This window comes from Acidovorax sp. GW823-FHT05D11, assembly GCF_058795695.1.
Genome location: NZ_CM179502.1, coordinates 2,735,760 through 2,761,720 on the forward strand (window position 1 = coordinate 2,735,760; position 25,961 = coordinate 2,761,720).

Consider the following 25,961-nt stretch of genomic DNA (forward strand, 5'->3'; position numbering starts at 1 on the left):
GGTCAAATGACGACCGGTTGGTTTTTTAACCCGACAAATTCGATAGGGATTTGTGTTATACTTGCACAAAATACTCAAGAAAAAAGCCCAGCGATGAAGGGCTCCGTGCCAGGCAACTGTGCGGAGTAAGGGGCGGAGACGGTGCCTTGCTGGCCATCAGCCAGCGAAGGCGGTTTCTACAACGAACAAGCCTTAGCACAAGGAGCTTGCGATGCGTCTCACAACCAAAGGCCGGTTTGCGGTCACCGCCATGATTGACCTGGCCCTGCGCCAGAACAATGGTCCCGTCACGCTGGCCGCGATCAGCCAGCGCCAGCAGATTTCGCTGTCGTACCTGGAGCAGCTTTTTGGCAAGCTGCGCCGCCACGAACTGGTCGAGTCTACCCGTGGTCCTGGCGGCGGCTACACGTTGGCCCGCAAGGCAGGCGATATCACGGTGGCGGACATCATCGTTTCGGTGGACGAACCCATTGATGCCACGCAATGCGGCGGCAAGGAAAACTGCCTGGGCGAAGCGGGCCGCTGCATGACGCACGAGCTGTGGGCATCGCTCAACCAGCGCATGGTGGAGTTCCTCGATTCCGTCACGCTGCAAAAGCTGGTGGATGAACAGCTGGCCAAGGGCGTGCAGATCGAAGACAAGCCGGTGGTGCGCCGGGCGATTTCGACGACCCCGGTGGTCAAGCCCATCCGCGTCAACGCGCCCAATTCGGTGTTCGCACTGGGCAACGTCTTCGCGAAATCCTGATACCCGGGGCTCCGCTGCCGGCCCTGGGGTCGGCAGCGCCCTGAACGAGTTTTCAAGCATCGTTTCGTTTCTTATTTTCAGCTTGCCAGCCAGCAACTATCACTGAGCCAGCCATGGACATGACCCCGCACTTCCCCATCTATCTCGACTACGGCGCCACGACCCCGGTGGACCCCCGCGTGGTGGACGCCATGATTCCCTGGTTGCGCGAGCACTTCGGCAACCCGGCATCGCGCAGCCACGCCTGGGGCTGGGAGGCGGAGGAAGCTGTCGAGAAGGCGCGCGTGCAGGTGGCGGATCTGATTGGTGCGGATCCGCGTGAAATCGTCTGGACCAGCGGCGCCACGGAGTCCATCAACCTGGCCTTGAAGGGCGCCGCGCAGTTCTACAAGGGCAAGGGCAAGCACCTCATCACGCTCAAGACCGAGCACAAGGCCGTGCTGGACACCATGCGCGAGCTGGAGCGCCAGGGCTTCGAGGCCACCTACCTGGACGTCCAGGAAGACGGCCTGGTCAATATGGACGCCCTGAAGGCCGCCATACGCCCCGACACCGTGCTGATCAGCATCCTGTTCGTGAACAACGAGATCGGGGTGATCCAGGACATTCCCGCCATTGGCGCGCTGTGCCGGGAAAAGGGCATCCTGCTGCACGTGGATGCCGCGCAGGCCACGGGCCGCGTCGAGATCGACATGAACACCCTGCCCATCGACCTGATGAGCATGACCGCGCACAAGACCTACGGCCCCAAGGGCGTGGGCGCGCTGTATGTGCGCCGCAAGCCCCGCGTTCGGCTGGAAGCACAGATGCACGGCGGCGGCCACGAGCGCGGCATGCGCTCGGGCACCTTGCCCACGCACCAGATCGTGGGCATGGGCGAGGCCTTCCGCATCGCCAAGGAAGAAATGGCCGAGTCCAACGCCAAGGCGCACGCGCTGCAGCAGCGCCTGCTCGATGGCCTGAAGGACATCGAGCAGGTGTTCATCAACGGCAGCATGGAGCGCCGCGTGCCGCAGAACCTGAACATGAGCTTCAACTTCGTGGAAGGTGAATCGCTCATCATGGGCATCAAGGGCCTGGCCGTGTCGTCGGGTTCGGCCTGCACGTCCGCCAGCCTGGAGCCCAGCTATGTGCTGCGCGCCCTGGGCCGCAGCGACGAACTGGCGCACAGCAGCCTGCGCATGACCATTGGCCGCTTCACGACCGAGGAAGAGATCGATTACGCGATCTCCACCATCCGCGAGAACGTGGCCCGCCTGCGTGAGCTGAGCCCGCTGTGGGAGATGTACAAGGACGGCATCGACATCAGCACCATCCAGTGGGCTGCGCACTGAATCCCGGAATTTCGAAGAATTGAAGAGGTACACATCATGGCTTACTCAGACAAAGTGGTTGACCATTACGAAAACCCCCGCAACGTGGGTTCGTTCGACAAGGGCGACGATTCGGTGGGCACCGGCATGGTGGGTGCGCCTGCCTGCGGCGACGTGATGAAGCTGCAGATCAAGGTGAACCCCGAAACCGGCGTGATCGAAGATGCGCGTTTCAAGACCTACGGTTGCGGCTCCGCCATTGCCTCCTCGTCGCTGGTGACCGAATGGGTCAAGGGCAAGACGCTGGATGAAGCAGCGGCGCTGAAAAACAGCGAGATCGCCGAGGAGCTGGCCCTGCCGCCCGTCAAGATCCACTGCTCCATCCTGGCGGAAGACGCCATCAAGGCCGCCGTGCTCGACTACAAGACCAAGCACGCAGCAGCCGCCACCGCTGCTTGAGTGAGAGATATGGCCATTACGCTGACAGAAGCCGCTGCCCGGCACGTCAACCGCTATCTTGCCCGGCGCGGCAAGGGGCTGGGGGTGCGCCTGGGTGTCAAGACGACCGGCTGTTCGGGGCTTGCCTACAAGCTGGAGTATGTGGACGATTCCGAGCCCGAAGACATCGTGTTTGAAAACCACGGCGTCAAGGTGCTGATCGATCCCAAGAGCCTGGCCTATATCGACGGTACCGAACTCGACTTCGTGCGCGAAGGCCTCAATGAAGGCTTCAAGTTCAACAACCCCAACGAGCGGGACCGCTGCGGTTGCGGAGAGAGCTTCCGCGTTTGAGCGCCTGCCGACGCTTTTTTCGTGAAACCGCCAACGCGCTCTCCGTGCTGGCGGTTTTTTGTTGACCCGCACCTCGCGACCTGTGCATGAACCTGCAATCCGACGACTTTGAACTGTTTGGCCTCGAGCGCCGTTTCGCGCAGGACCGTGGCGCCATCGATGCGCGCTGGAAAGAGCTGCAGCGCGAAGCACATCCCGACAAGTTCGCGGCGCAGGGCGCGGCCGCGCAGCGCGTGGCCATGCAATGGTCGGTGCGCATCAACGAGGCCTACCAGCGCCTGAAGGATCCCCAGCGCCGCGCCGCCTACCTGTGCGAGCTGCACGGGGCCCCGATCCGCGCCGAGGACAACACGGCCATGCCGGCGGCGTTCCTCATGCAGCAGATGGAGTGGCGCGAGGCGCTGGAAGATGCCCGCGCCGAGAGCGAACTCGATGCGCTCGAGGATGGCGTTGCCCAGGCCCGCCGTGCCGCGCTGGCGCAGTGCGAGCAACTCATCGACCAGCAGCAGGACTACGCGGGTGCCGCCCGGCAGGTCAGAGCCCTCATGTTCATTGCGCGATTTGCGGACGACATTGAACGCCGCCGAGAGCAACTGGGACAATAGAGCGGTTTTGCTTTCCCCCTGGGGCCCCGTTCGTATGGCGGCGGACTCCACCACGTTGAGACCCGAAATTTCATGGCGCTTCTGCAGATTTCCGAACCCGGCCAATCCCCCGATCCGCACCAGCGGCGCATTGCCGTCGGCATTGACCTGGGCACCACCCACTCCCTGGTCGCCGCCGTGCGCAATGGCGTGTCCGAATGCCTGCCCGATGCGCAGGGCAGGGTGCTGTTGCCCTCGGTCGTGCGGTACCTGGAAAAGGGTGGACGCCAGATCGGATACGACGCCGTGGCAGCGCAGGCCCAGGATGCGCGCAACACCATCGCCTCGGCCAAGCGCTTCATGGGGCGGGGCCTGAAAGACGTGGCGCAGGCGGGCAAGCTGCCCTACGACTTTGTTCCCGCCAGCGAGGCGGGGGAGCAGGGCATGGTCAGCCTCGCGACGGTAGACGGCAACAAGTCGCCCGTCGAGGTCAGTGCCGAAATCCTGGCGACGCTGCGCTACCGGGCCGAGGACACCTTCAATGACGACCTCTACGGTGCCGTCATCACCGTGCCCGCCTACTTCGACGACGCCCAGCGGCAGGCCACCAAGGACGCGGCCAAGCTGGCGGGCATCCACCTGCTGCGCCTCATCAACGAGCCGACGGCCGCAGCCATTGCCTACGGCCTGGACAATGCGAGCGAGGGGGTCTACGCGGTGTACGACCTGGGCGGCGGCACCTTCGACATCTCCATCCTGCGCCTGACGCAGGGCGTGTTCGAGGTCATCGCCACGGGCGGCGATTCCGCGCTGGGCGGCGACGACTACGATGCGGCCCTGGCGGACTGGGTGCTGCAGCAACTGGGCCTTCAGGCCGTCACCCCGGCGGACAAGTCGGCGGTGCGCATGGCGGCACGCGCCTGCAAGGAAGCCTTGACTGCTATAGATTCAGTAGCGTTCAGCGCACACCTATCAAGCGGCGGCGTGCATTTCGATGTCAAAAAATCGGACTTCGAGGCCATCACGGCCGAACTGACCGCGCGCTCCATGGCGGCGGTGCGCCGCGCGCTGCGGGACGCCCATCTGGGGCGTGACGAGGTGAAGGGCGTGGTGATGGTGGGCGGTTCCACCCGCATGCCGCAGGTGCGGCAGGCGGTGGCCGCCTTCTTTGGCAAGGAACCGCTGACCAACCTCAACCCCGACGAAGTCGTTGCGCTGGGTGCCGCCATCCAGGCCAACCAGCTGGCGGGCAACAACACGGCGGGCGACCTGCTGCTGCTGGACGTGATTCCGCTGTCGCTGGGCATCGAAACCATGGGAGGCCTCGTGGAGCGCATCGTCGCGCGCAACGAGACCATTCCCACCGCCAAGGCGCAGGACTTCACCACCTACAAGGACGGCCAGACAGCGCTGGCGGTGCATGTGGTGCAGGGCGAGCGCGACCTGGTGCAGGACTGCCGCAGCCTCGCGCGCTTCGAGCTGCGCGGTATTCCGCCCATGGCCGCGGGCGCGGCGCGCATCCGCGTGACCTTCACCGTCGATGCCGACGGCCTGCTGAGCGTGAGCGCCAGGGAGCAGGGCAGTGGCGTGGAGGCACGCATCGACGTGAAGCCCTCCTATGGCCTGTCGGACGACCAGATTGCGCGCATGCTGCAGGACGGCTTTGCCACGGCCGCTCAGGACATGAAGGCCCGCGCGGTGGTCGAGGCCCGCGTGGACGCGGACCGCATGCTGATCGCCACCCAGAGTGCCCTCGATGCCGACGGCGATGTCCTCTCCACCCGGGAGCGCGCCGAGATCGATGCGCTGATGGTGGCGTTGCGCCACCAGCGGGATGCGCACGATGCCGCCGTCATCGAGGCCGCCACCGATGCACTGGCCAAGGGCACGGAAGCCTTCGCCGCGCAGCGCATGAACCGTGGCATCCAGCAGGCGCTGGCTGGCAAGAACGTGCAGACCTTGTAAGCCCCGGACAAGAAGCAATAAGAGCCCACACCCCATGCCCGTCATCAAGATCCTTCCCCATCCCGAATACTGTCCCCAGGGGGCCGAAATCACCGCGCCCGCCGGCACGTCGATCTGCGAAGCCCTGCTCGACAACCACATCAACATCGAGCACGCCTGCGACATGAGCTGTGCCTGCACCACCTGCCACGTCATCGTGCGCCAGGGGCTGAACTCGCTCAACGAGGCCGAGGAAGAGGAAGAAGACCTGCTCGACCGCGCCTGGGGCCTGGAGCCACAATCGCGCCTGTCGTGCCAGGCCATCCTGGCGCAAACCGATCTGACCGTGGAAATTCCCAAGTACACGATCAACCATGCCAAGGAGAACCACTAGATGAGCGCAGCGCCGGGCCGCCCCAGGCAAGCTGGCGCCCCCTTGGGGGGCAGCGAGGACACGAAGTGCCGAGCGTGGGGGCACGTATGACCCGCCAGATCGTTCTCGACACCGAAACCACCGGCCTTTCGGCCGACAGCGGGGACCGCATCATTGAACTGGGCTGCGTGGAGCTGCTCAACCGCAAGCTCACCGGCAACAACCTGCACCTGTACTTCAATCCGGGCCGCGACAGCCATGAAGATGCGCTGAAGGTGCACGGCATCAGCAACGAGTTCCTGAAGGACAAGCCCAGGTTCGCCGAGGTGGCGGACGAGATCCTGCAGTACCTGCAGGGGGCCGAGATCATCATCCACAACGCGGCGTTCGACGTGGGCTTCCTGAACAAGGAGCTGGAACTGACGGGACGCCCGGGCTTTCGCACGTACGTGGAGAGCGTGACCGACACGCTCGCCATGGCCAAGGAGATGTACCCGGGCAAGCGCAATTCGCTCGATGCCCTGTGCGACCGGCTGGGCGTGGACAACTCCGGCCGCACCCTGCACGGGGCGCTGCTGGATGCCGAGCTGCTGGCCGATGTCTACATCAACCTGACCCGTGGCCAGGATGCCCTGCTCATCGCCGATGATGCGCAGGAAGGCAGCGACGGCCTGAAGGTGGCCGCCATCGACCTGCGGCTGCTGAGCCTGCCCGTGCTGCGCGCCAGCGAGCAGGAGCAGACGGCCCATGCCGAAGTGCTGGCGCAGATCGACAAGGCCAGCGGAGGCAAAACAATTTGGAGAACTGTCCAGGCAGCTTGAAAAGCTGTGCCATAATAGAAGGCTGTCACAGCGACACGGGTGATTAGCTCAGCGGTAGAGCACTGCCTTCACACGGCAGGGGTCACATGTTCGATCCATGTATCACCCACCACGCTTGTTGACGGCCTCGCGACACACCCTGTTCAGGGTGCCAGCGACGGGTGATTAGCTCAGCGGTAGAGCACTGCCTTCACACGGCAGGGGTCACATGTTCGATCCATGTATCACCCACCAATTCAACCCCTGCAGATCTCTGGTCTGCAGGGGTTTTTTCATGGGCCGGGGCCTCCAGGGCCCATTTGGCGGCCGGGCGCCGCAAAGCGGCTACAGTGTCAGCCGCGAGTCCATGGCGGGACTGCCCCGCGGGAAGGCCACCCTGGCCTGCCACGGGCTTCCTTTGCCGACACGCCCGACCCATGATCACCTTTCACAACCCGCTGCACCAGGGACACGCTCCCACCCACGAATTCTTTCGCGGCGAACGCGTTCCCTGCTTCGAGAAGCCTGCGCGCGTGGACTATGTCGAAGAGGCACTGCGCGCGCGGGGCCACGGCCTCACGGCGCCGGATGTGGACAGCGGGCCCGTGCTGTCCCAGGTGCATGCGCAGCGCTATCTGGCCTTCCTGCAGACGGCCTGGCAGCAATGGATGGCGCTGGACCCCGCGAACGCCGATGTGCAGCCTTTTCCATCCGTGTGGCCCGTGCGCACCCTGCGCAGCGATCTGGAGCCGGAGAACTTCGTGGCGCGGCTTGGCCTGTACTCCATGGACAACGGCACGCCCATGGCCCCCGGCACCTGGGCGGCGGCCAAGGCAGGCGCGGATGCGGCCGCCAGTGCCGCCACCCGGGTGGCGCGGGGTGTGGGCGCGGCGTTTTGCTGCACACGCCCGCCAGGCCACCATGCCGGCCCGGACTTCATGGGGGGCTACTGCTTCCTGAACAACGCCGCCGTGGCGGCGCAGGTATTGCGCAACGAGGGCGCCCGGCGCGTGGCCCTGCTGGATGTCGACTATCACCATGGCAATGGCACGCAAAGCATCTTCTACGACCGCTCCGACGTGCTGTTCATCAGCATGCATGGCGACCCGCGCACGGAATACCCCTTTTACCTGGGCCATGCGGACGAAACCGGGACAGGAGAGGGCGCGGGCTTCAATCTGAACCTGCCGCTGCCGGCAGGCACCAGCGCCGCCGCCTGGTTCGATGCGCTGGAAAGTGCCTGTGCGCGGATCGCCAGCCACGGGGCCGATGCCCTTGTGGTCTCGCTGGGGCTCGACGCGTTCGAGGGCGACCCCATTTCCCGCTTCGCACTCGCCTCGTCCGATTTCACCCGGCTGGGCGCGCGCCTCGCACGCCTGGGGCTGCCCGCTGTCTTCGTTCTCGAAGGTGGCTACGCGGCGGCCGAGCTGGGAACCAATGCCGTCAATGTGCTCGACGGCTTCGAGCAAGGCTGAGCACCGAAGGGCAAGGACGAGGGCGAGCGAATGGCGGATGTAGTCGACTGTGTGGTGGTGGGGGCGGGCGTGGTCGGCCTGGCCGTGGCCCGGGCCCTCGCGCTGCGGGGCCGCGAGGTGATGGTGCTGGAATCCGCGGATGCGATAGGCACCGGCATCAGTTCGCGCAACAGCGAGGTCATCCATGCCGGGCTGTACTACCCCACCGGGTCGCTGAAAGCGCGGCTGTGCGTCCAAGGCCGGGACATGCTGTATGCCTACTGCGCCGAGCGTGGCGTGCCCCACCGCCGCTGCGGCAAGCTCCTGGTGGCAACCTCGTCGGGGCAGCTGCCTGGTCTTGAGTCCATCCAGGCACGGGCGCAAGCCAACGGCGTGCCGGATCTGCGCTGGCTCGGCCGCCAGGAAGCGCAGGCGCTGGAGCCCGCGCTGGAATGCGTCGCTGCATTGTTTTCGCCCAGTACCGGTATCGTGGACAGCCACGCCTTGATGCTCGCGCTGCAGGGCGACCTGGAGCATGCGGGGGGACTCGTGGCCCTCAATTCGCCCCTGGCGCAAGCGGAATGCGCGCAGAATGCTATTGATTTGGTAGCGTCCGATGGCACGCGTTTGCGAGCCCGTACCGTGGTCAATGCCGCAGGGCTGCACGCCCCCGGGCTGGCCCGCCGCTTTGCGGGGCTGGGAGCGGATCATGTGCCCCGTGCCCACTACGCCAAGGGCAGCTATTTCACGCTGTCTGGCAAGGCACCCTTCAGCCGCTTGATCTACCCCGTGCCCGAGGCTGCCGGCCTGGGCGTGCACCTGACGCTGGATCTGGGCGGGCAGGCCAAGTTCGGCCCCGACGTGCAGTGGGTTGATTCGCCGGACGACCTTTTGGTCGACCCCGCACGCGGGGACGCGTTCTACGCCGAGGTCCGCAAATACTGGCCCGCGCTGCGCGACGGAGCGCTGGCGCCCGGCTATGCGGGCATGCGCCCCAAGATCCATGGCCCCGGGGAACCCGCGGCGGACTTCATGATCCAGGGGCCCGCGGTGCACGGCGTCCCGGGCCTGGTGAACCTGTTTGGCATCGAATCCCCCGGCTTGACAAGCGCCCTGGCCATTGCGGACCATGTGGCCACGCTGGTCTGATCTGCGGCAAACCATTTGCAATCCGTAACCTCTTGCGTCGCCGTCCTACGAAGCGGGGCGGGGGCAGGTGGCTAAGATGAACCCGAGTCCTGTTCCGGCAGGGATGATTGATTTTTTTGTGTTGCTTCAAGAAAGGCTTGTATGACTGCTTCCGACACCACCACCACCCAGGGCGAACTGGAAAAGCTGGTTTCTGATCTGCGGGGGCTTCTCGCCAACAAGGATCTCGACGCGGTCCCTGAAATCAAGCTGCTGCGCCAGCGTCTGGACGACGGCATGCACAACGTGCGCGAATCCGCGGTGCGCGCGGCGCAGGATGCGGCCCGCCAGGCCAAGGATGCCGCCCTTGCGGCAGACCGCTATGCGCACGATGAACCATGGCGCGTGGCCGGGGCCGCGCTGGCCGTTGGCGCCCTGGTGGGCTTCCTGCTTGCGCGGCGCTGATTCCGGCCTGCCGCGCACGGCCGCACAACGCAGAGGCTGCACATGAACTGGCTTTCCCTCCTGGGGCTGGAGGCCCTGGTGGCCCGCTGGCGCGCCAACGTGATCGAAGGCGCCATCGCGGCGGAAGACCGCATGGACCTCGCACGCCTGGAGTGGCAGGATCAGAAGCAGCGCCTGCAGCAGATGCTGGTGCTGACTATTGTGGTGGCGGGGCTCACCGTGGTGGCCTTGATCATGCTCTCGCTGGCGGTGCTGGTGCATTTCTGGGACACCCCCCAGCGCACCCTGGTGGCCTGGCTCGTGGCAGCCGTCTGGACTGTCGGCTGGGCCGCCACGCTCATGTCGCTGGTTTCCGTCGCGCAGAAGGCGGGCCAGGGCTTTGCCCTTACGCGGCGCGAGCTGGCGCAGGACTGGCGTGACATCAAGGAGCGTTTGTAATGGCTGCGACGAACCCATCGACCACTGCCCCGCAAGCCGTGGTTCCCGAGCCCACCATGGCCCAGCAGCGTGTGCTGGACCGGATCGCCATGCAGCGCGAACGCTTGCGCGCCCGCAGGGCGGCCCGGGCACAGTCGCTGGCATTGGCGCAGCGGGACCAGGGTGACGGCGGCCTGGACGAGTCCCTGGTGCTGCGCGCAGCGGGATTCGCCCGGGAACACCCCCTGGCGGTGGCGGCCATGGCCGGCGTCGCCGTCGTGGCGGGGCCGCGCCGACTGATTCGCTGGGCCGGCGTGCTGCTGCCCATGCTGATGCGGTTGCGGCGCTGACCGGCCTTGCCGGCACCTTGCCGGGCGGCCGGCAGGAGCCTGCGTTCTGTCCCACGGCAAAAGAGCCGCCCAGATGGGCGGCTCTTTTTTTTGGGGGCTTGGCGCGCGGGTGGCGTGCCGTGGCTCAGCCCATGGCCTTGATGGCCTTCGCGGCCTTCGCCACCAGCGCGGGGCCTTCGTAGATCAGCCCGGTGTAGATCTGCACCACATCGGCGCCGGCGCGGACCTTGCCCACCGCATCCTCGGCGCTCATGATGCCACCCACGCCAATGATGGGAAAACGGCTGCCCAGGGCCGCGCGCAGCTGGCGTATCACCTGGTTGCTGGCTTCCAGCACCGGGGCGCCGCTGAGCCCGCCGGTTTCCTGCGCGTGGCGCAAACCCTGCACGGCCGCGCGGCTGATGGTGGTGTTGGTGGCGATCACGCCGTCCATGCCATGGCGCTGCAGCGTGGAGGCGATCACGGACACCTGGGCTTCATCGAGATCCGGGGCAATCTTCACGAACACCGGTACGCGCCGCGCGTGCCGGGCCGCCAGGGCTTCTCGGCGCTCGGCGATCGCGCCCAGCAGCGCGTCCAGCGCCGCATCGCTCTGCAGCGCGCGCAGGTTCTGGGTGTTGGGCGAGCTGATGTTGACCGTGACGTAGTCCGCGTGCGGGTACACGCCGTCCAGGCAGGCCAGGTAGTCGCTGGTGGCGTTCTCGATCGGGGTCGTGGCGTTCTTGCCGATATTCAGGCCCAGCAGCAGGGGGTGTTTGCGGCTCTGCGAGCGAAAGCGGGCCTGCTGCACGTTGTGCAGGAACGCATCCAGCCCTTCGTTGTTGAAACCCAGGCGATTGATGAGCGCGCGCGCTTCGGGCAGGCGGAACATGCGGGGCTTGGGGTTGCCGGGCTGCGCCTTGGGTGTCACGGTGCCCACTTCCACGAAGCCGAAGCCCATGGCGCCCAGTGCGTCGATGCAGCGGGCGTTCTTGTCCAGCCCCGCCGCCATGCCGACGCGGTTGGGAAACGTCAGGCCCGCCAATTCGACAGGGTCGTCCACGGTTTCATTGCACCAGGCCCATTGCAATGGCGTGCGCTGTCCGCGCGCCAGCATGTCCATGGTGAGCTCGTGGGCGGTCTCGGCATCCAGGCCGAAGAGAAAGGGGCGGGTGAGGGCGTAGGGGATCAGGGACATGAGGGGATAATTCAAGGTTTCCCCCTGATTTTCTCCCATGACGACCTCCACCTCCCTGACCCAAGATGAACTCAAGACCCTGGTAGGCCAGGCCGCGCTGCAATATGTGGTGCCCGGCGAGATTGTGGGGGTGGGTACCGGCTCCACCGTCAACAAGTTCATCGACGCGCTGGCCACCATCAAGGACCAGATCAAGGGGGCAGTATCGAGCTCCGTGGCCAGCACCGAGCGCCTGAAGGCGCTGGGCATTGCGGTGTTCGATGCCAACGAAGTCCAGGCCCTTTCGGTCTATATCGATGGTGCCGACGAAATCGACGGCAAGGGCCACATGGTCAAGGGAGGCGGCGCGGCGCTGACGCGCGAGAAGATCGTCGCAGCGCTGGCCAGCCGTTTCGTGTGCATCGCCGACGAATCCAAGCTGGTTCAGGCGCTGGGGCAGTTTCCTTTGCCCGTCGAGGTGATTCCGATGGCCGCCAACCACATAGCGCGGCGTTTTGCGGCGATGGGCGGCCAGGCGCAACTGCGGCTGCGGGATGGCCAGCCCCTGGTGACCGACAACGGCCAACACATCCTGGACGTCCGGGGGCTCTCGATCACGGACCCGCTGGCGTTCGAGTCCGACATCAACCAGTGGCCGGGCGTGGTGACGGTGGGTGTCTTTGCCCACCAGAAGGCGTCGGTCTGCCTGCTGGGCACGGCGCAAGGGGTGAAGACGCTCACTTATTGAGCCCGGGGCTTGGCGGCGGGCACGGACGCATGTCCGCCGGAATGGACAAAGGGGCCTGAAAAGGCCCCTTTGTCCTGGCGGCCGCCGGCCGCCCGTTCCCAGGGAGAGGGACGCTCAGAATCTGATGCCCGCCGGATTGCTGGGCGACGGCCCCTCATTGGCCGGAGCCGGGGGGCGCACCCTGGATACTGCGGACGCCGGGGCCGACGCTGCAGCCGCTGCTGTTGCAGGTTCCACGGCCTTGATGGCCACCAGAGGGGTGGGGGCAGGCTGGCGGTAGTTGCCGGGCAGCTGCGATTGCTTGGGATAGCCTGCAGCATCCAGGTACTGCGTCCATTCCCCTTCAGAAAAACCCGCGAGCTGCTGGCCGCCGATGGTGCCAAAGGGCAGGCTGGAGTTGCCGCTCAGGCGCTGCAGTGCTGCGATGTCCTCGTTGCTGGACACGGTGCGCTCGGTGAACGGTATGCCGCGCGACGTGAGCAGATTGCGCGCGGAGGTGCACGGCGGGCAATCGTTGCCCGTATAGAGCGTGACGGGAAAGCGGCTGGCGGTCTGGCGCAGATCGTACGGCAGCGCCGCGTTGGCCGCTGCGGGCGGCGCAGCGGCTGCCCGCGCGGGCTGGGCGCTGGCGTCGGCTGGCGGGCGGTCCGAAAACGTCACCTTGCCATCCGGGCCAACGATCCGGTAGACGCCTTGCGCCTGGACGCTGGCGCTGGCCAGCACCATCAGCAAGGATGCCAGCAGGGGGGCGGTCAGCGGATTGTGCATCTTCATTTTTCTCACTCCATACAGGATCGATCGTTGGCCCCGGGCGCAGTGCAAACTGCCCTCGGTGCCATGGATTCGGTCAGGCAGTCGACTCTTCGGCCATGCCCTGGTGGCGCAGCAGGGCATCCAGGCTGGGCTCGCGGCCCCGGAAGGCCTTGAAGGACTCCATCGCGGGGCGGCTGCCGCCGGCCTCCAGGATGGCCTCGCGGTAGCGGCGGCCCGTTTCGGTGCTGGGCAGCCCATCGCTGCCGGCCGTTTCTTCGAAGGCCGCATAGGCATCGGCGCTCAGCACCTCGGCCCACTTGTAGCTGTAGTAGCCGGCGGCGTAGCCCCCCGCGAAGATGTGGCTGAAGGTGTGGGCCGTGCGGCTGAAGGCCGGCGGCTGCAGCACGGCCACCTCGCGGCGCACCTGGTCGAGCAGCGGCATGATGTCCTGTGCCGGGTCGTGCTCGGTGTGCAGCAGCATGTCGAACAGCGAGAACTCGATCTGGCGCAGCGTCTGCATGCCGCTCTGGAAGTTCTTGGCGGCGATCATCTTGTCGAACAGCGCGCGGGGCAGGGGTTCGCCCGTGTCCACGTGGGCCGTCATGTGCTTGAGCACGTCCCACTCCCAGCAGAAGTTCTCCATGAACTGGCTGGGCAGCTCGACCGCATCCCATTCCACGCCGCCGATGCCCGAGACGTCGCGCTCGTTCACCTGGGTCAGCATGTGGTGCAGGCCGTGGCCGAACTCATGGAAAAGGGTGATCACGTCGTCGTGCGTGAGCAGCGGCGGCTTGCCGTCCACGCCGCTGGCGAAGTTGCACACCAGGTGCGCCACGGGGGTCTGCAGCACGCCGGTGTCGGGGCGCAGCCAGCGGGTGCGCACGTCGTCCATCCAGGCGCCGCCGCGTTTGCCCGTGCGGGCGGGCTGGTCCAGATAGAACTGGCCCACCAGCGTATTGCCGCGCTCGATGCGGTAGAACTCCACGGCGGGGTTCCACACCGGCGCGCTGTCGCGGCGGATGGACACCTCGAACAGGGTTTCGATGATCTTGAACAGGCCCGCCAGCACCTTGGGCGCCGTGAAGTACTTCTTGACTTCCTGCTCGCTGAAGGCATAGCGCGCCTCCTTGAGCTTCTCGGAGACGTAGGGCCAGTCCCAGGCCTGCGGGTCGGTCAACGACAGCTTCTCGGCCGCGAACGCACGCAGGTCGGCGACGTCCTTCTCGGCATAAGGGCGGGCGCGGCGCGCCAAGTCGCGCAGAAACCCGATCACCTGGTCCGGCGACTGGGCCATCTTGGGCACGACGGAGACTTCGCCAAAATTGGCATAGCCCAGCAATTGGGCTTCTTCGCGGCGCAGTGCCAGGATCTCGCTGATCAGCGCCGTGTTGTCGAATTTGCGCGCATCGCCCTCGGCCTGGTCGGAGGCGCGGGTGACGTAGGCGCGGTAGAGCTTCTCGCGCAGATCGCTGCGGGTGGCGAATTGCATCACCGGCAGGTAGCAGGGCATCTTGAGCGTGAGCTTGTAGCCGTCCTTGCCGTCGGCCTGCGCCGCCGCCCGCGCGGCCTGCTGCACATCGGCGGGAATGCCGTCGAGTTCCTCGGCGCTCGCGTAGTAGGCGTATGCATCCGTGGCATCAAGGGCGTTCTCGCTGAACTTCTGGCTCAGCTCGGCCTGGCGTTCCTGGATCTGCGCGAAGCGCTCCTTGGCGGAACCCGTCAGCTCCGCGCCGCTGAGCACGAAATTGCGCACGGCATTGCGGTGGGCCTGCCGCTGCTCGCCCGTCAGGGTGGCAGGGTCGATGGCCTTGTACTTGGCATACAGGCGTTCATCGGCACCCAGGCGGGTCCAGAACTCCGTCACCCGTGGCAGGGCGGCGTTGTAGGCCGCGCGCAGTTCCGGCGTGTCGGCCACGCTGTTGAGGTGGCTGACGCTGCCCCAAGCGGTTCCCAGCTGCTCGGTCGCCACGTCCAGTACCTTGGCGATCGCGTCCCAGCGCGCCGGAAAGTCCGGTGCGGTGACTGTTTCCAGCGCCGCGTTGGCGCGCTCCAGCAGGACGTCGACGGCAGGGGCCACGTCCTGCGGTGCGATGCGGTCGAAATGGGGAAGGTCCGAGAAGTCGAGGAGGGCGTTGCTCATGCGAAATCAGATGGCGCCAGATGGCGCGGGTTCAAGTTGCAAAGCAGCCGGCATCGACGGCACTGACCCAGGTCAGTGCGCTGCGGTGCGCTCGGCGGCTTCGATGGTGTTCACCAGCAGCATGGTAATGGTCATGGGGCCAACCCCGCCAGGCACGGGGGTGATCCAGCCGGCCACTTCCTTGACGCCGTCGAAGTCTACGTCGCCGCAGAGCTTGCCTTCGTCGTTGCGGTTCATGCCCACGTCGATCACCACGGCGCCGGGCTTGACCATGTCGGCGGTCAGCACATTGCGTTTGCCGACCGCCGCCACGATCACGTCGGCCTGCAGGGTTTGCGCCTTGAGGTCCTGCGTGGCGCTGTGGCAGATGGTGACGGTGGCGTTCTGGCCCAGCAGCATCAGCGCCATCGGCTTGCCCACGATGTTGCTGCGACCGATGACCACGGCGTGTTTGCCCTTGAGGTCGTAGCCGATGCTCTCCAGCATCTTCATGCAGCCGTAGGGCGTGCAGGGCCAGAAGCCGGGCATGCCGGTCATCAGGGCCCCGGCGCTGGCGATGTGGAAGCCGTCCACGTCCTTGGCGGGCGAGATGGCCTCGATCACCTTCTGCGCGTCAATGTGCCGGGGCAGGGGCAGTTGCACCAGGATGCCGTGGATGGCGGGGTCGTTGTTGAGGGCTTCCACGCGGGCCAGCAGGGCGGCCTCGGTCATGTCGGCCTCGTATTTTTCAAGGACGGAATGCAGGCCACCGTCTTCGCAGGCCTTGACCTTGTTGCGCACGTACACCTGGCTGGCGGGGTTGTCGCCCACCAGGACCACCGCCAGCCCGGGCGTGGTGCCCCGGGCCTTCAGGGCGGCGGCGCGTTGCGCCACGTCGGCGCGCAGTTGGCGGGAAAGGGCGTTGCCGTCGATGAGTTGGGCGGTCATGTCAAAAAATATCCGTCAAATCGGGCTCTGGCGCTTTATTGGAAAGCGCAAGCAGCTATCAAAAAAATAAGTATTACGCCTTGGGCGCGTTCTGGCCCAGCGCGATCTTGAGCAGGTCCGCCACGGTGTTGGCGTTGAGCTTTTCCATGATGTTGGCGCGGTGCGCCTCCACCGTCTTGATGCTGATGCCCAGGTCGTCCGCGATCTGCTTGTTCAGGCGGCCGGCGACGATGCGCTCCAGAACCTGCGCTTCGCGGCTGGTGAGCTTGGACAGCAGGGCATCGCGGCTGGCGGCCTGCTGGTAGCCCGCGAAGGCCTCGCGGGCGTGGTCCAGCATGCGCTCGACCAATCCGACCAGTTCTTCCTCGTCAAAGGGCTTCTGGATGAAGTCGAGCGCGCCCTTCTTCATGGTGTTCACCGCCATCGGCACGTCGCCGTGGCCGGTGATGAACACGATGGGCAGGGGCGACTTGCGCTCGATGAGGCGGTCCTGCAGCTCCAGGCCCGTCATGCCGCCCATGCGGATGTCCACGATCAGGCAGGCCACCTCGCGCGGGTCGTAGCGCGACAGAAACGTTTCGGCCGAATCAAAGCAACGCACCCGGTAGTCCTTGCCTTCCAGCAGCCACTGCAGGGAATCGCGAACTGCTTCGTCGTCGTCTACAACGTAAACAGTGCCTTTTTTCGGAATCAAGCTCATGCAATTGTCCTTGGGTTTCGTACGTGTGCTACAGAATTTGTAGTGGCATCAGCAGGCTTGGCAAGCGGCAGCCAGAAGGAGAACCTGCAGCCTGTGACCTCCGATCCATTGTAGAGGTTCTCCGCCTGCATCCGGCCCTGGTGCGACTCGACGATGCTGCGGCACAGATTGAGGCCCATGCCCATGCCTTCTTCCTTGGTGGAGAAGAAGGCTTCGAACAGCCGTTCGAGCACCTCGGGCGCCAGGCCCTTGCCGGTGTCCTGCACGGAGAACTCCACCACCTCGCGGTCCTCGATGTGCTTGGGCACGACGCGCAGCTCCACGCTGCGCCCGGACGGGGGGCGGCTGGCGTGCTGGATGGCCTCGGCGCCGTTCTTCATGAGGTTGACCAGCACCTGTTCGATCAGGATGGTGTCGGCCATCACGGGTGGCAGGCGGGCGGCTACGTAGTGCGTGAGGCGCACGTTGTGGCGGCGCAGCTCGATGTCGGCCAGCTCCACGGCTTCGTTGACCATCGAGTGCACGTCGGCCAGGGTGCGGTTGGGCTCGCTCTTCTTCACGAAGGCGCGGATGCGCTGGATGATCTGGCCCGCGCGCTGCGCCTGGTGGGCCGTCTTCTGCAGCGCCGTGAGGAGCGCCTCCTCGGTGAGCTGGCCGCTCTGGATGCGCGAGACCATGCCACTGCAGTAGTTGTTGATGGCCGTGAGCGGCTGGTTGAGCTCGTGCGCCACGCTGGAGGCCATTTCGCCCATGGTGATGAGGCGGCTGACCGACTGCGCGCGCTCGGCCTGGCGCGCCGCCTGCTCCTCGGCCTGGCGGCGGGGGGTGATGTCGGTGGCGATCACCATCTGGGCCAGGCGACCGTCCACCCAGTTGAGGTAGCGCGAGCGCACTTCCAGCCACTTGCCCAGGTCGGGCAGGTAAATCTCGGCGTTCTCGGTGCGGGCGCTGGTCAGCGGGTCGGTCGGCAGGCCCATGAGGCCGTCCTCGTCGTCCATGCCCCGGTGGTCGGTGCCCGCCACGGGCACCACGCCGGCCTGGGCGACCAGCTGCAGGTGCCCGCCGGTCTGCGAGCCGAACCATTGGCGGTAGAGCTTGTTGGCGAACAGCAGCTCTTCGCTGCCCAGCGGGGCCACCGACACCGACGCGTCCAGCGATTCGAGCACGATGGTGAAGCGTTCGTGCGATGCCGAGAGCTGCTCGCGGATGCGGTTGGGCTCGGTGATGTCGGTCATCGACGTCATCCAGCCCGTTTGCTGGCCGTGCGCATCGATCAGAGGCGAGACATACAGGCGGGCATCGAACAAGGTGCCGCTCTTGCGCCGCACCCGCACCTGAAAGCCGCCCACGATGGTCTTGCCGGACAGCTCGTCGCGCAGCTTGGCGTGCAGGGCTTCGTGGTCGGAGTCGGGCCAGTAAGGGAAGGGCGCCTTCAGGCCCACGAGTTCCGCCTCGCTCCAGCCTGTCATCTGGCAGAAGGCGGCGTTCACATAGGTGATGCGGCCTTCCATGTCCAGCGCACGCATGCCGGTGAGGATGGAGTTCTCCATCGCGCGGCGGAAATTCGTCTCGGCCACCAGGGCCTGTTGTGCCTGCATGCGGCGGCGGGTGTGGCGCCAGGTGGCGATCAGCATCCATGCCGTCATGGCGGAAAGCGTGCCCACCAGCCAGAAAAGCCCGCTGCCGACCACGCCCAGCGAGGTGCGGTAGGCCTGGGCCTTGAGCACCAGCCCGTTGCCCACGGGCGACACGGGCACCTCGTATTCATTGGCGCGGGGCGTCCAGGGCAGGAGCTGGGTGGCGGTGTTGCGCGGGCCCAGGGGGGTGCCCGCCAGAACCTGGTTCTTGCCGTCCAGCAGCGTGACGGCGTAGCGCGCCAGCACTTCGGTGGGCGTGCCATAGCGCAGCAGGCTGTCGATGGAGTATTCGCCCAGCACCACGCCGCTGAACTTGCCCTGGTTGTTCAAGGGCACCTGCAGCTGCAGCAGCGGCGTCGAGTCGCCCGAGGTGGCGGCCGGCTGGGCGTACACCGGCTGCTGCAGGTCGCGCGCCAGCCCGAAGGTGTCGGCGGTGTCGCCCGGCTTGAGCACTTCGCCCGCGATGCGCAGTTCGCTGCTGGCCAGCGTGGGGGCCGCGTGGCTGGCGCGGATGCGGCGGCGCTCGTCGATCCAGGTGATGGCCTGCAGCTCGGGGTACTGGCTGATCAGGGTTTCGGCGCGGCTCACGAATTCCGTGCGCTCCAGCTCCTGGTTGGACAGGTCGCGCGCGATGCGCATGAGCTGTTCCTGCCGCTCCAGCAGCCGCAGCCGCACGCGCTGTTGCGCATATTCCACATCGCGCCGCAGGGCTTCCTGCTCGCGCTCGGCCTCCTCGGCGCGCAAATACCAGAACGCGGCCACGATGGCCGCGAGAAACATCAGCACGGCGGCCAGCGGCGCCAGGGCCGCGAACCGGTCCTGCCGGGTGGGCGACAACCCGCGCCACCACTTGCGCCACCAGCGGGCGGGCGCGGCCACGACCATGGCGGTGGGGGAAGACGTGGGGGGCAGGGAGTCCATGTTCCAAGTGTAGGGGAGGCGATGCCCGGTGTCGGGACGGCGGGTCAATGTGCGTCTGCAGCATTTTCTTGTAATGTGAAATGAATAAGCACCATTTGAAATTATCAAAAAATATGCGAAACTAGAGCCAACGTACTAAATTGCTGCCACACCTACAGGAGACAAAGCATGTCAGCTCAGCCCGACCCCCAGGCCGGAAACGGCGCCGCGCCCGCCACCGACACCGACCAGCAGGAAACCCGTGAGTGGATGGATGCGCTGTCCGCCGTCATCGACAAGGAGGGGGCCGAGCGCGCCCACTACCTGCTGGAGCAATTGCTGGAACATGCCCGCCAGAACAGCGTGGACCTGCCGTTCTCGGCCAACACCGGCTACGTGAACACCATCGAGCCCGGCCAGGAGGCACGCAGCCCCGGCAACCTCGAAATCGAACAGCGCCTGCGCGCCTACATGCGCTGGAACGCCATGGCCATGGTCGTCAAGGCCAACCGCCACCATCCGCCCGAAGGCGGCGACCTGGGCGGCCACATCGGCTCCTTTGCCTCGCTGGCCAGCATGTTCGGCGCCGGCTTCAACCATTTCTGGCACGCCGAGAGCGAGAACCACGGCGGTGACCTGCTCTACATCCAGGGCCACGTATCCCCCGGCATCTATGCCCGCGCCTACCTCGAAGGCCGCCTCTCCGAAGACCAGCTGCTCAATTTCCGCCAGGAAGTGGACGGCAAGGGCCTGTCGAGCTACCCGCACCCCAAGCTCATGCCCGAGTTCTGGCAGTTCCCCACCGTGTCCATGGGCCTGGGCCCGCTGATGGCCATCTACCAGGCGCGTTTCCTCAAGTACCTGCACGCCCGTGGCATCGCCAACACCGAGAACCGCAAGGTCTGGGTGTTCTGCGGCGACGGCGAAATGGACGAGGTCGAATCCCTGGGCGCCATCGGCCTGGCCGCGCGCGAGAAGCTGGACAACCTGGTGTTCGTCATCAACTGCAACCTGCAGCGCCTGGACGGCCCCGTGCGTGGCAACGGCAAGATCATCCAGGAGCTCGAAGGCGAGTTCCGTGGTGCTGGCTGGAACGTCATCAAGCTGATCTGGGGCAAGGGCTGGGATGCGCTGCTGGCCGCCGACAAGGACGGCGCGCTGCGCAAGCTCATGATGGAAACCAACGATGGCGACTACCAGGCCATGAAGGCCAACGACGGTGCCTACGTGCGCAAGAACTTCTTCGGCCGCGACCCGCGCACCCTGAAGATGGTCGAGCACATGACCGACGACGAGATCTGGAACCTGCAGCGCGGCGGCCATGATTCGCAAAAGGTCTATGCCGCATTCCATGCCGCGCAGAACCACGGCGGCCAGCCCTCCGTCCTGCTGGTCAAGACCGTCAAGGGCTTTGGCATGGGCAAGATCGGCGAAGGCAAGAACACCGTCCACCAGACGAAGAAGCTCAGCGACGAAGACATCAAGGCCTTCCGCGACCGCTTCAACATCCCCGTCCCGGACAGCCAGCTCGCCGAGCTGCCTTTCTACAAGCCGGCCGACGACACCCCGGAAATGAAGTACCTGCACGAGCGCCGCAAGGCCCTGGGCGGGTACCTGCCGCACCGCCGCGTGAAAGCCGACGAGAGCTTCACCGTGCCCGCGCTGGACACCTTCAAGGCCATCCTGGAAGCCACGCCCGAAGGCCGCGAAATCTCCACCACGCAGGCTTACGTGCGCTTCCTCACCCAGCTGCTGCGCGATCAGGCCCTGGGCCCGCGCGTGGTGCCCATCCTGGTGGACGAGGCCCGCACCTTCGGCATGGAAGGCCTGTTCCGCCAGATCGGCATCTACAACCCCGCAGGCCAGCAGTACACCCCGGTCGACAAGGACCAGGTCATGTACTACAAGGAAGACAAGGCCGGCCAGATCCTGCAGGAAGGCATCAACGAAGCCGGCGGCATGAGCAGCTGGATCGCGGCGGCCACCAGCTACAGCACGAACAACCGGATCATGATCCCGTTCTACGTGTACTACTCCATGTTCGGCTTCCAGCGCATCGGCGACCTGGCCTGGGCGGCGGGCGACATGCAGGCGCGTGGCTTCCTCTTGGGCGGCACCTCGGGCCGCACCACGCTCAACGGCGAAGGCCTGCAGCATGAAGACGGCCACAGCCACATCCTGGCCAACACCATCCCCAACTGCGTGAGCTACGACCCGACCTTCGCGCACGAAGTCGCGGTGATCATGCACGACGGCATGAAGCGCATGGTCGAGCGCCAGGAGAACGTCTTCTACTACCTGACGCTGCTGAACGAAAACTACCCCATGCCCGGCCTGCAGCCCGGCACCGAGGAGCAGATCATCAAGGGCATGTACCTGTGCAAGCAGGCGCCCGCACTGCCCAAGGATGCGCCCACGGTGCAACTGCTGGGCAGCGGCACCATCCTGCGCGAATCGTTCTTTGCACAGGAGCTGCTCGAAAAGGACTGGGGCGTGGCCGCCTCGGTGTGGAGCTGCCCGAGCTTCAACGAACTGACCCGCGACGGCCAGAACGCCGAGCGCTGGAGCCTGCTGCACCCGACCGAAGCGGCCAAGGTGCCGTTCGTCACGCAGCAACTGTCCGCATCGCAAGGCCCCGTGGTCGCGTCCACCGACTACATGAAGGCCTATGCCGAGCAGATCCGCCCCTTCATCCCCAAGGGCCGCACCTACAAGGTGCTGGGCACCGACGGCTTTGGCCGCAGTGACTTCCGCAGCAAGCTGCGCGAGCACTTCGAGATCAACCGCCACTACATCGTGGTCGCTGCACTCAAGGCACTGAGCGAAGACGGCGTGCTGCCCGCCACCAAGGTGGCCGAGGCGATTGCCAAGTACAACATCCAGGCCGACAAGGTCAACCCGCTCTACGCATAAACCGAACGGAGACAACAATGGCATTGGTAGACATTCAAGTCCCGGACATCGGGGATTTCGACGAAGTGGGCGTGATCGAACTGCTGGTCAAGGTGGGCGACACGGTCAAGGCCGAGCAGTCGCTCATCACCGTGGAGTCCGACAAGGCCTCCATGGAGATTCCATCCAGTCACGCAGGCGTGGTCAAGGAACTCAAGATCGCCCTGGGCGACAAGGTCAAGCAGGGCTCCGTGATCGCCGTGGTGGAAGCCGCCGACGCGGGCGCTGCGGCGGCGGCACCTGCACCCGCTGCCGCCCCGGCTGCAGCCCCCGTGGCCGCAGCCGCGCCTGCGCCGGCTGCGCCCGCCGCAGCCCCTGCGGCTGCGGGCCCGGTGGAAGTGCGCGTGCCCGACATCGGCGACTTCAAGGACGTGGCCGTCATTGAACTGCTGGTCAAGGTGGGTGACACCATCAAGGTCGAGCAGTCGCTGTTCACCGTCGAATCCGACAAGGCCTCCATGGAGATCCCTTCGCCCGCCGCCGGCGTGCTCAAGGAGCTCAAGGTCAAGATCGGCGACACCGTCAACATCGGCGACCTCGTGGCCCTGCTGGAAGGCGTGGCGGGCAGTGCGCCTGCTGCAGCTGCAGCACCCGCAGCGCCGGCGGCGGCTCCCGCTGCTGCGCCTGTTGCCGCCCCCGCACCGGTTGCTGCAGCCGCTGCACCGGTCGCCGCCACGGCCTCCGTGCCCGCCCACCAGCCCGGCACGCCCACCGTGGGCCTGCCCCACGCCAGCCCTTCCGTGCGCAAGTTCGCCCGCGAGCTGGGCGTGCCCATCGACGAGGTCAAGGGCACCGGCCCCAAGGGCCGCATCACGCAGGACGATGTGCAGTCCTTCACCAAGCAGGTGATGGCGGGTGCCGCCCAGACCAAGGCGCAGGCTGCCAAGGCGCCTGCAGCGGCGGGCGGTTCCGGCGTGGGCCTGGACCTGTTGCCCTGGCCCAAGGTGGACTTCACCAAGTTCGGCCCCGTGGAGCGCAAGGACCTCTCGCGCATCAAGAAGATCAGCGGTGCCAACCTGCACCGCAACTGGGTCGTCATCCCGCACGTCACCAACCACGACGACGCGGACATCACCGACCTCGAAGCCTTCCGCGTGCAGTTCAACAAGGAAAACGAGAAGAGCGGCGTCAAGGTCACCATGCTCGCCTTCATGATCAAGGCCGCCGTGGCCGCGCTCAAGAAGTTCCCCGAGTTCAACAGCTCGCTCGACGGCGACCAGCTGGTGCTCAAGAACTACTTCCACATCGGCTTCGCGGCCGACACGCCCAACGGCCTCGTCGTGCCCGTCATCCGCGACGCCGACAAGAAGGGCATCGTGCAGATCTCGCAAGAGATGGGCGACCTGGCCAAGAAGGCCCGCGACGGCAAGCTCGGCCCGGCCGACATGACCGGCGGCTGCTTCTCCATCAGCTCGCTGGGCGGCATTGGCGGGCGCTACTTCACGCCCATCATCAACGCGCCTGAAGTCGCCATCATGGGCGTGTGCAAGAGCAGCCTGGAGCCCAAATGGGACGGCAAGCAGTTCGCGCCGCGCCTCATGCTGCCTTTGAGCCTGAGCTGGGACCACCGCGTGATCGACGGCGCCAGCGCTGCGCGCTTCAACGTGTACTTTGCCTCGCTGCTGGCGGACTTCCGCCGCATCGTGATGTAACGAAAGGGCAAGACACACCATGGCAATCATCGACATCAAGGTGCCCGACATCGGCGACTTCGCCGAAGTGGCCATCATCGAAGTGCTCGTCAAACCCGGCGACACCATCAAGGCCGAGCAGAGCCTCATCACCGTGGAGTCCGACAAGGCCTCCATGGAGATCCCTTCCAGCCATGCTGGCGTGGTCAAGGAGCTGAAAGTGAAGCTCGGCGACAAGATCGCCGAAGGCTCGGTGGTGCTGACGCTGGAGGTGGAGGGTGCTGGCGCGGCGGCCCCGGCAGCCGCACCGGCACCTGCGACACCCGTGGCTGCAGCATCTGCACCAAAATCGGCTCCAGCGCCCGCACCACAAGCGCAAGCAGCTATCAATCCAGTAGCATCCAGCTTTGCTGGCACGGCCGACCTGGACTGCGACGTGCTCGTGCTCGGCGGTGGCCCTGGCGGCTACAGTGCCGCCTTCCGCGCGGCCGACTTGGGCCTCAAGGTCGTCATCGTCGAGCGCTACGCCACCCTGGGCGGCGTGTGCCTGAACGTGGGCTGCATCCCGTCCAAGGCCCTGCTGCACGTGGCGGCCGTCATGGACGAGGTCAGCCACATGGCCGACCTGGGCGTGGACTTTGGCGCACCGGCGGTCAACATTGACAAGCTGCGCGGCCACAAGGAGAAGGTCATCGGCAAGCTCACCGGCGGCCTGGCGGCCATGGCCAAGATGCGCAAGGTCACCACCGTGCGCGGCTACGGCAGCTTCGTCGGTGCCAACCACCTCGAGGTGGAAGAGACCAGCGGCACGGCGCAGGAAAAGACCGGCACCAAGAAGGTCATCGCCTTCAAGAAAGCCATCATCGCCGCCGGCAGCCAGGCCGTGCGCCTGCCCTTCATGCCCGACGATCCACGCGTTGTCGACTCCACCGGAGCCCTGGCGCTCCAGGGTGTTCCGAAGCGCATGCTCATCCTGGGCGGCGGCATCATCGGCCTGGAAATGGGCACCGTGTACAGCACGCTGGGCGCGCGCCTCGATGTGGTCGAAATGATGGACGGCCTGATGCAGGGCGCCGACCGCGACCTCGTCAAGATCTGGCAGAAGATGAATGCCAAGCGTTTTGACAACATCATGCTCAAGACCAAGACGGTGGGCGCCAAGGCCACACCCGAAGGCATCGAGGTGACGTTTGCCGCAGCGGAAGAGGGCGGTACGGCCCCCGCGCCGCAGGTGTACGACCTGGTGCTGCAGGCCGTGGGCCGCACGCCCAACGGCAAGAAGATCGCCGCCGAGAAGGCGGGCGTGGCCGTCACGGACCGTGGCTTCATCAACGTCGACATCCAGATGCGCACCAACGTGCCGCACATCTTCGCCATTGGCGACATCGTGGGCCAGCCCATGCTGGCGCACAAGGCGGTGCATGAGGCACACGTGGCGGCCGAGGTCATCGCGGGTGAACTGCAGGGCAACAAGGAGCTGGCATCCGCCGCCTTCAACGCCCGCGTGATCCCCAGCGTGGCCTACACCGACCCCGAGGTGGCATGGGTGGGCCTGACGGAAGACCAGGCCAAGGCGCAAGGTATCAAGGTCAAGAAGGGCCTGTTCCCCTGGACGGCCTCCGGCCGCGCCATCGCCAACGGCCGCGACGAAGGCGTCACCAAGCTGCTGTTCGACGACTCGCCCGAGGCCCACGGCCACGGCAAGATCCTCGGCGGCGGCATGGTCGGCACGCACGCTGGCGACATGATCGGCGAGATTGCGCTGGCCATCGAGATGGGCGCCGACGCCGTGGACATCGGCAAGACCATCCACCCGCACCCCACGCTGGGCGAGAGCATCGGCATGGCGGCGGAGATTGCACACGGCTCGTGCACGGATGTGCCGCCGCAGAAGAAGTGATTTGACAAGCTCCTCGAATCACTCCTGACTTGAGTTGGCCGCACAAGCTCTATGAGCTGTGCGGCCTTCTTATTGGCGACGCAGATATTTTTGAGGGCTTTTAGGACCTGGGGATGTTAGATGGAAACCTGGCGAGCATCGTGCAATTC

The 25,961-nt window shown here is 65.9% G+C and carries 23 protein-coding genes and 2 tRNA genes; 19 read left to right on the forward strand and 6 right to left on the reverse strand.

Features of this window, described 5'->3' with window-relative positions; genetic code table 11:
- Positions 1-211: 211 nt before the first annotated feature.
- From iscR to AC3RCE_RS12840, 15 genes are all read left to right on the forward strand, one after another.
- The gene (iscR, locus tag AC3RCE_RS12770; protein ID WP_015013980.1) at positions 212-748 is read left to right on the forward strand and encodes a Fe-S cluster assembly transcriptional regulator IscR; all 537 of its coding nucleotides are present in this window, start codon (positions 212-214) and stop codon (positions 746-748) included.
- 113 nt (positions 749-861) lie between these two features.
- Entirely contained in the window at positions 862-2,082 is a 1,221-nt protein-coding gene (locus tag AC3RCE_RS12775) for an IscS subfamily cysteine desulfurase (RefSeq protein WP_218295120.1), read from the forward strand.
- A 36-nt stretch (positions 2,083-2,118) separates the two neighbouring features.
- Complete coding sequence (iscU, locus tag AC3RCE_RS12780; RefSeq protein ID WP_218295119.1) at positions 2,119-2,520, forward strand: Fe-S cluster assembly scaffold IscU; 402 nt, start codon at positions 2,119-2,121, stop codon at positions 2,518-2,520.
- Positions 2,521-2,529: 9 nt separating this feature from the next.
- A complete protein-coding gene (gene iscA / locus AC3RCE_RS12785) occupies positions 2,530-2,853 on the forward strand; it encodes an iron-sulfur cluster assembly protein IscA (protein ID WP_063459049.1) in 324 nt (107 codons plus the stop codon).
- A gap of 86 nt (positions 2,854-2,939) precedes the next feature.
- The gene (gene hscB / locus AC3RCE_RS12790) at positions 2,940-3,458 is read left to right on the forward strand and encodes a Fe-S protein assembly co-chaperone HscB (RefSeq protein ID WP_218295118.1); all 519 of its coding nucleotides are present in this window, start codon (positions 2,940-2,942) and stop codon (positions 3,456-3,458) included.
- A gap of 72 nt (positions 3,459-3,530) precedes the next feature.
- Positions 3,531-5,402, forward strand: coding sequence for a Fe-S protein assembly chaperone HscA (gene hscA, locus AC3RCE_RS12795; RefSeq protein WP_492255332.1), 1,872 nt, complete (start codon positions 3,531-3,533; stop codon positions 5,400-5,402).
- Between the two features lie 34 nt (positions 5,403-5,436).
- A complete protein-coding gene (fdx, locus tag AC3RCE_RS12800) occupies positions 5,437-5,775 on the forward strand; it encodes an ISC system 2Fe-2S type ferredoxin (protein WP_218295116.1) in 339 nt (112 codons plus the stop codon).
- 86 nt (positions 5,776-5,861) lie between these two features.
- The gene (dnaQ, locus tag AC3RCE_RS12805) at positions 5,862-6,575 is read left to right on the forward strand and encodes a DNA polymerase III subunit epsilon (protein WP_218295115.1); all 714 of its coding nucleotides are present in this window, start codon (positions 5,862-5,864) and stop codon (positions 6,573-6,575) included.
- Between the two features lie 37 nt (positions 6,576-6,612).
- Positions 6,613-6,687 (forward strand) — tRNA-Val (locus tag AC3RCE_RS12810).
- A gap of 47 nt (positions 6,688-6,734) precedes the next feature.
- A tRNA-Val gene (locus AC3RCE_RS12815) sits at positions 6,735-6,809 on the forward strand.
- Between the two features lie 182 nt (positions 6,810-6,991).
- On the forward strand, positions 6,992-8,029 hold the full coding sequence (locus AC3RCE_RS12820; protein ID WP_492255333.1) for a histone deacetylase family protein: 1,038 nt from the start codon (positions 6,992-6,994) through the stop codon (positions 8,027-8,029).
- A gap of 30 nt (positions 8,030-8,059) precedes the next feature.
- Positions 8,060-9,157, forward strand: coding sequence for an NAD(P)/FAD-dependent oxidoreductase (locus AC3RCE_RS12825; RefSeq protein ID WP_218338654.1), 1,098 nt, complete (start codon positions 8,060-8,062; stop codon positions 9,155-9,157).
- Positions 9,158-9,298: 141 nt separating this feature from the next.
- Positions 9,299-9,601, forward strand: a complete 303-nt coding sequence (locus AC3RCE_RS12830) for a DUF883 family protein (protein WP_010458410.1) — start codon at positions 9,299-9,301, stop codon at positions 9,599-9,601.
- 42 nt (positions 9,602-9,643) lie between these two features.
- Positions 9,644-10,039, forward strand: a complete 396-nt coding sequence (locus AC3RCE_RS12835) for a phage holin family protein (protein WP_218338653.1) — start codon at positions 9,644-9,646, stop codon at positions 10,037-10,039.
- On the forward strand, positions 10,039-10,368 hold the full coding sequence (locus tag AC3RCE_RS12840; RefSeq protein WP_218338652.1) for a hypothetical protein: 330 nt from the start codon (positions 10,039-10,041) through the stop codon (positions 10,366-10,368). The genes AC3RCE_RS12835 and AC3RCE_RS12840 overlap by 1 nt, the downstream gene beginning before the upstream one ends.
- Positions 10,369-10,492: 124 nt before the next feature.
- Here the strand turns inward: AC3RCE_RS12840 and AC3RCE_RS12845 are convergent, their stop codons facing one another.
- The gene (locus AC3RCE_RS12845) at positions 10,493-11,545 is read right to left on the reverse strand and encodes a quinone-dependent dihydroorotate dehydrogenase (RefSeq protein ID WP_218338651.1); all 1,053 of its coding nucleotides are present in this window, start codon (positions 11,543-11,545) and stop codon (positions 10,493-10,495) included.
- Between the two features lie 37 nt (positions 11,546-11,582).
- On the opposite strand from AC3RCE_RS12845, the gene rpiA reads away from it, so the two are divergent.
- Positions 11,583-12,272 carry a ribose-5-phosphate isomerase RpiA gene (gene rpiA, locus AC3RCE_RS12850; RefSeq protein WP_218338650.1) on the forward strand — a complete coding sequence of 230 codons (690 nt, stop codon included), beginning with the start codon at positions 11,583-11,585 and terminating at the stop codon, positions 12,270-12,272.
- A gap of 114 nt (positions 12,273-12,386) precedes the next feature.
- Here rpiA and AC3RCE_RS12855 read toward each other — a convergent pair whose 3' ends face one another.
- From AC3RCE_RS12855 to AC3RCE_RS12875, 5 genes are all read right to left on the reverse strand, one after another.
- Complete coding sequence (locus tag AC3RCE_RS12855) at positions 12,387-13,046, reverse strand: glutaredoxin family protein (RefSeq protein ID WP_218338649.1); 660 nt, start codon at positions 13,044-13,046, stop codon at positions 12,387-12,389.
- Between the two features lie 73 nt (positions 13,047-13,119).
- Positions 13,120-15,165, reverse strand: coding sequence for a M3 family metallopeptidase (locus tag AC3RCE_RS12860; RefSeq protein WP_218295107.1), 2,046 nt, complete (start codon positions 15,163-15,165; stop codon positions 13,120-13,122).
- A gap of 72 nt (positions 15,166-15,237) precedes the next feature.
- Positions 15,238-16,092: a bifunctional methylenetetrahydrofolate dehydrogenase/methenyltetrahydrofolate cyclohydrolase FolD gene (folD, locus tag AC3RCE_RS12865; protein WP_218295106.1), complete on the reverse strand. Its 855-nt coding sequence runs from the start codon at positions 16,090-16,092 to the stop codon at positions 15,238-15,240.
- A gap of 73 nt (positions 16,093-16,165) precedes the next feature.
- On the reverse strand, positions 16,166-16,792 hold the full coding sequence (locus AC3RCE_RS12870) for a response regulator transcription factor (protein WP_218295105.1): 627 nt from the start codon (positions 16,790-16,792) through the stop codon (positions 16,166-16,168).
- Positions 16,789-19,350: a PAS domain S-box protein gene (locus AC3RCE_RS12875; RefSeq protein ID WP_218295104.1), complete on the reverse strand. Its 2,562-nt coding sequence runs from the start codon at positions 19,348-19,350 to the stop codon at positions 16,789-16,791. The genes AC3RCE_RS12870 and AC3RCE_RS12875 overlap by 4 nt, the downstream gene beginning before the upstream one ends.
- A gap of 168 nt (positions 19,351-19,518) precedes the next feature.
- Between AC3RCE_RS12875 and aceE the strand changes: the two genes are divergently transcribed.
- Genes aceE through lpdA form a run of 3 tightly spaced genes read left to right on the forward strand, consistent with a single transcriptional unit; the run spans position 19,519 to position 25,812 of the window.
- The gene (gene aceE / locus AC3RCE_RS12880) at positions 19,519-22,242 is read left to right on the forward strand and encodes a pyruvate dehydrogenase (acetyl-transferring), homodimeric type (protein ID WP_218295103.1); all 2,724 of its coding nucleotides are present in this window, start codon (positions 19,519-19,521) and stop codon (positions 22,240-22,242) included.
- Positions 22,243-22,259: 17 nt separating this feature from the next.
- Complete coding sequence (gene aceF / locus AC3RCE_RS12885; protein ID WP_492255334.1) at positions 22,260-23,933, forward strand: dihydrolipoyllysine-residue acetyltransferase; 1,674 nt, start codon at positions 22,260-22,262, stop codon at positions 23,931-23,933.
- A gap of 19 nt (positions 23,934-23,952) precedes the next feature.
- Positions 23,953-25,812, forward strand: coding sequence for a dihydrolipoyl dehydrogenase (gene lpdA, locus AC3RCE_RS12890; RefSeq protein WP_492255335.1), 1,860 nt, complete (start codon positions 23,953-23,955; stop codon positions 25,810-25,812).
- Positions 25,813-25,961 lie beyond the last annotated feature (149 nt).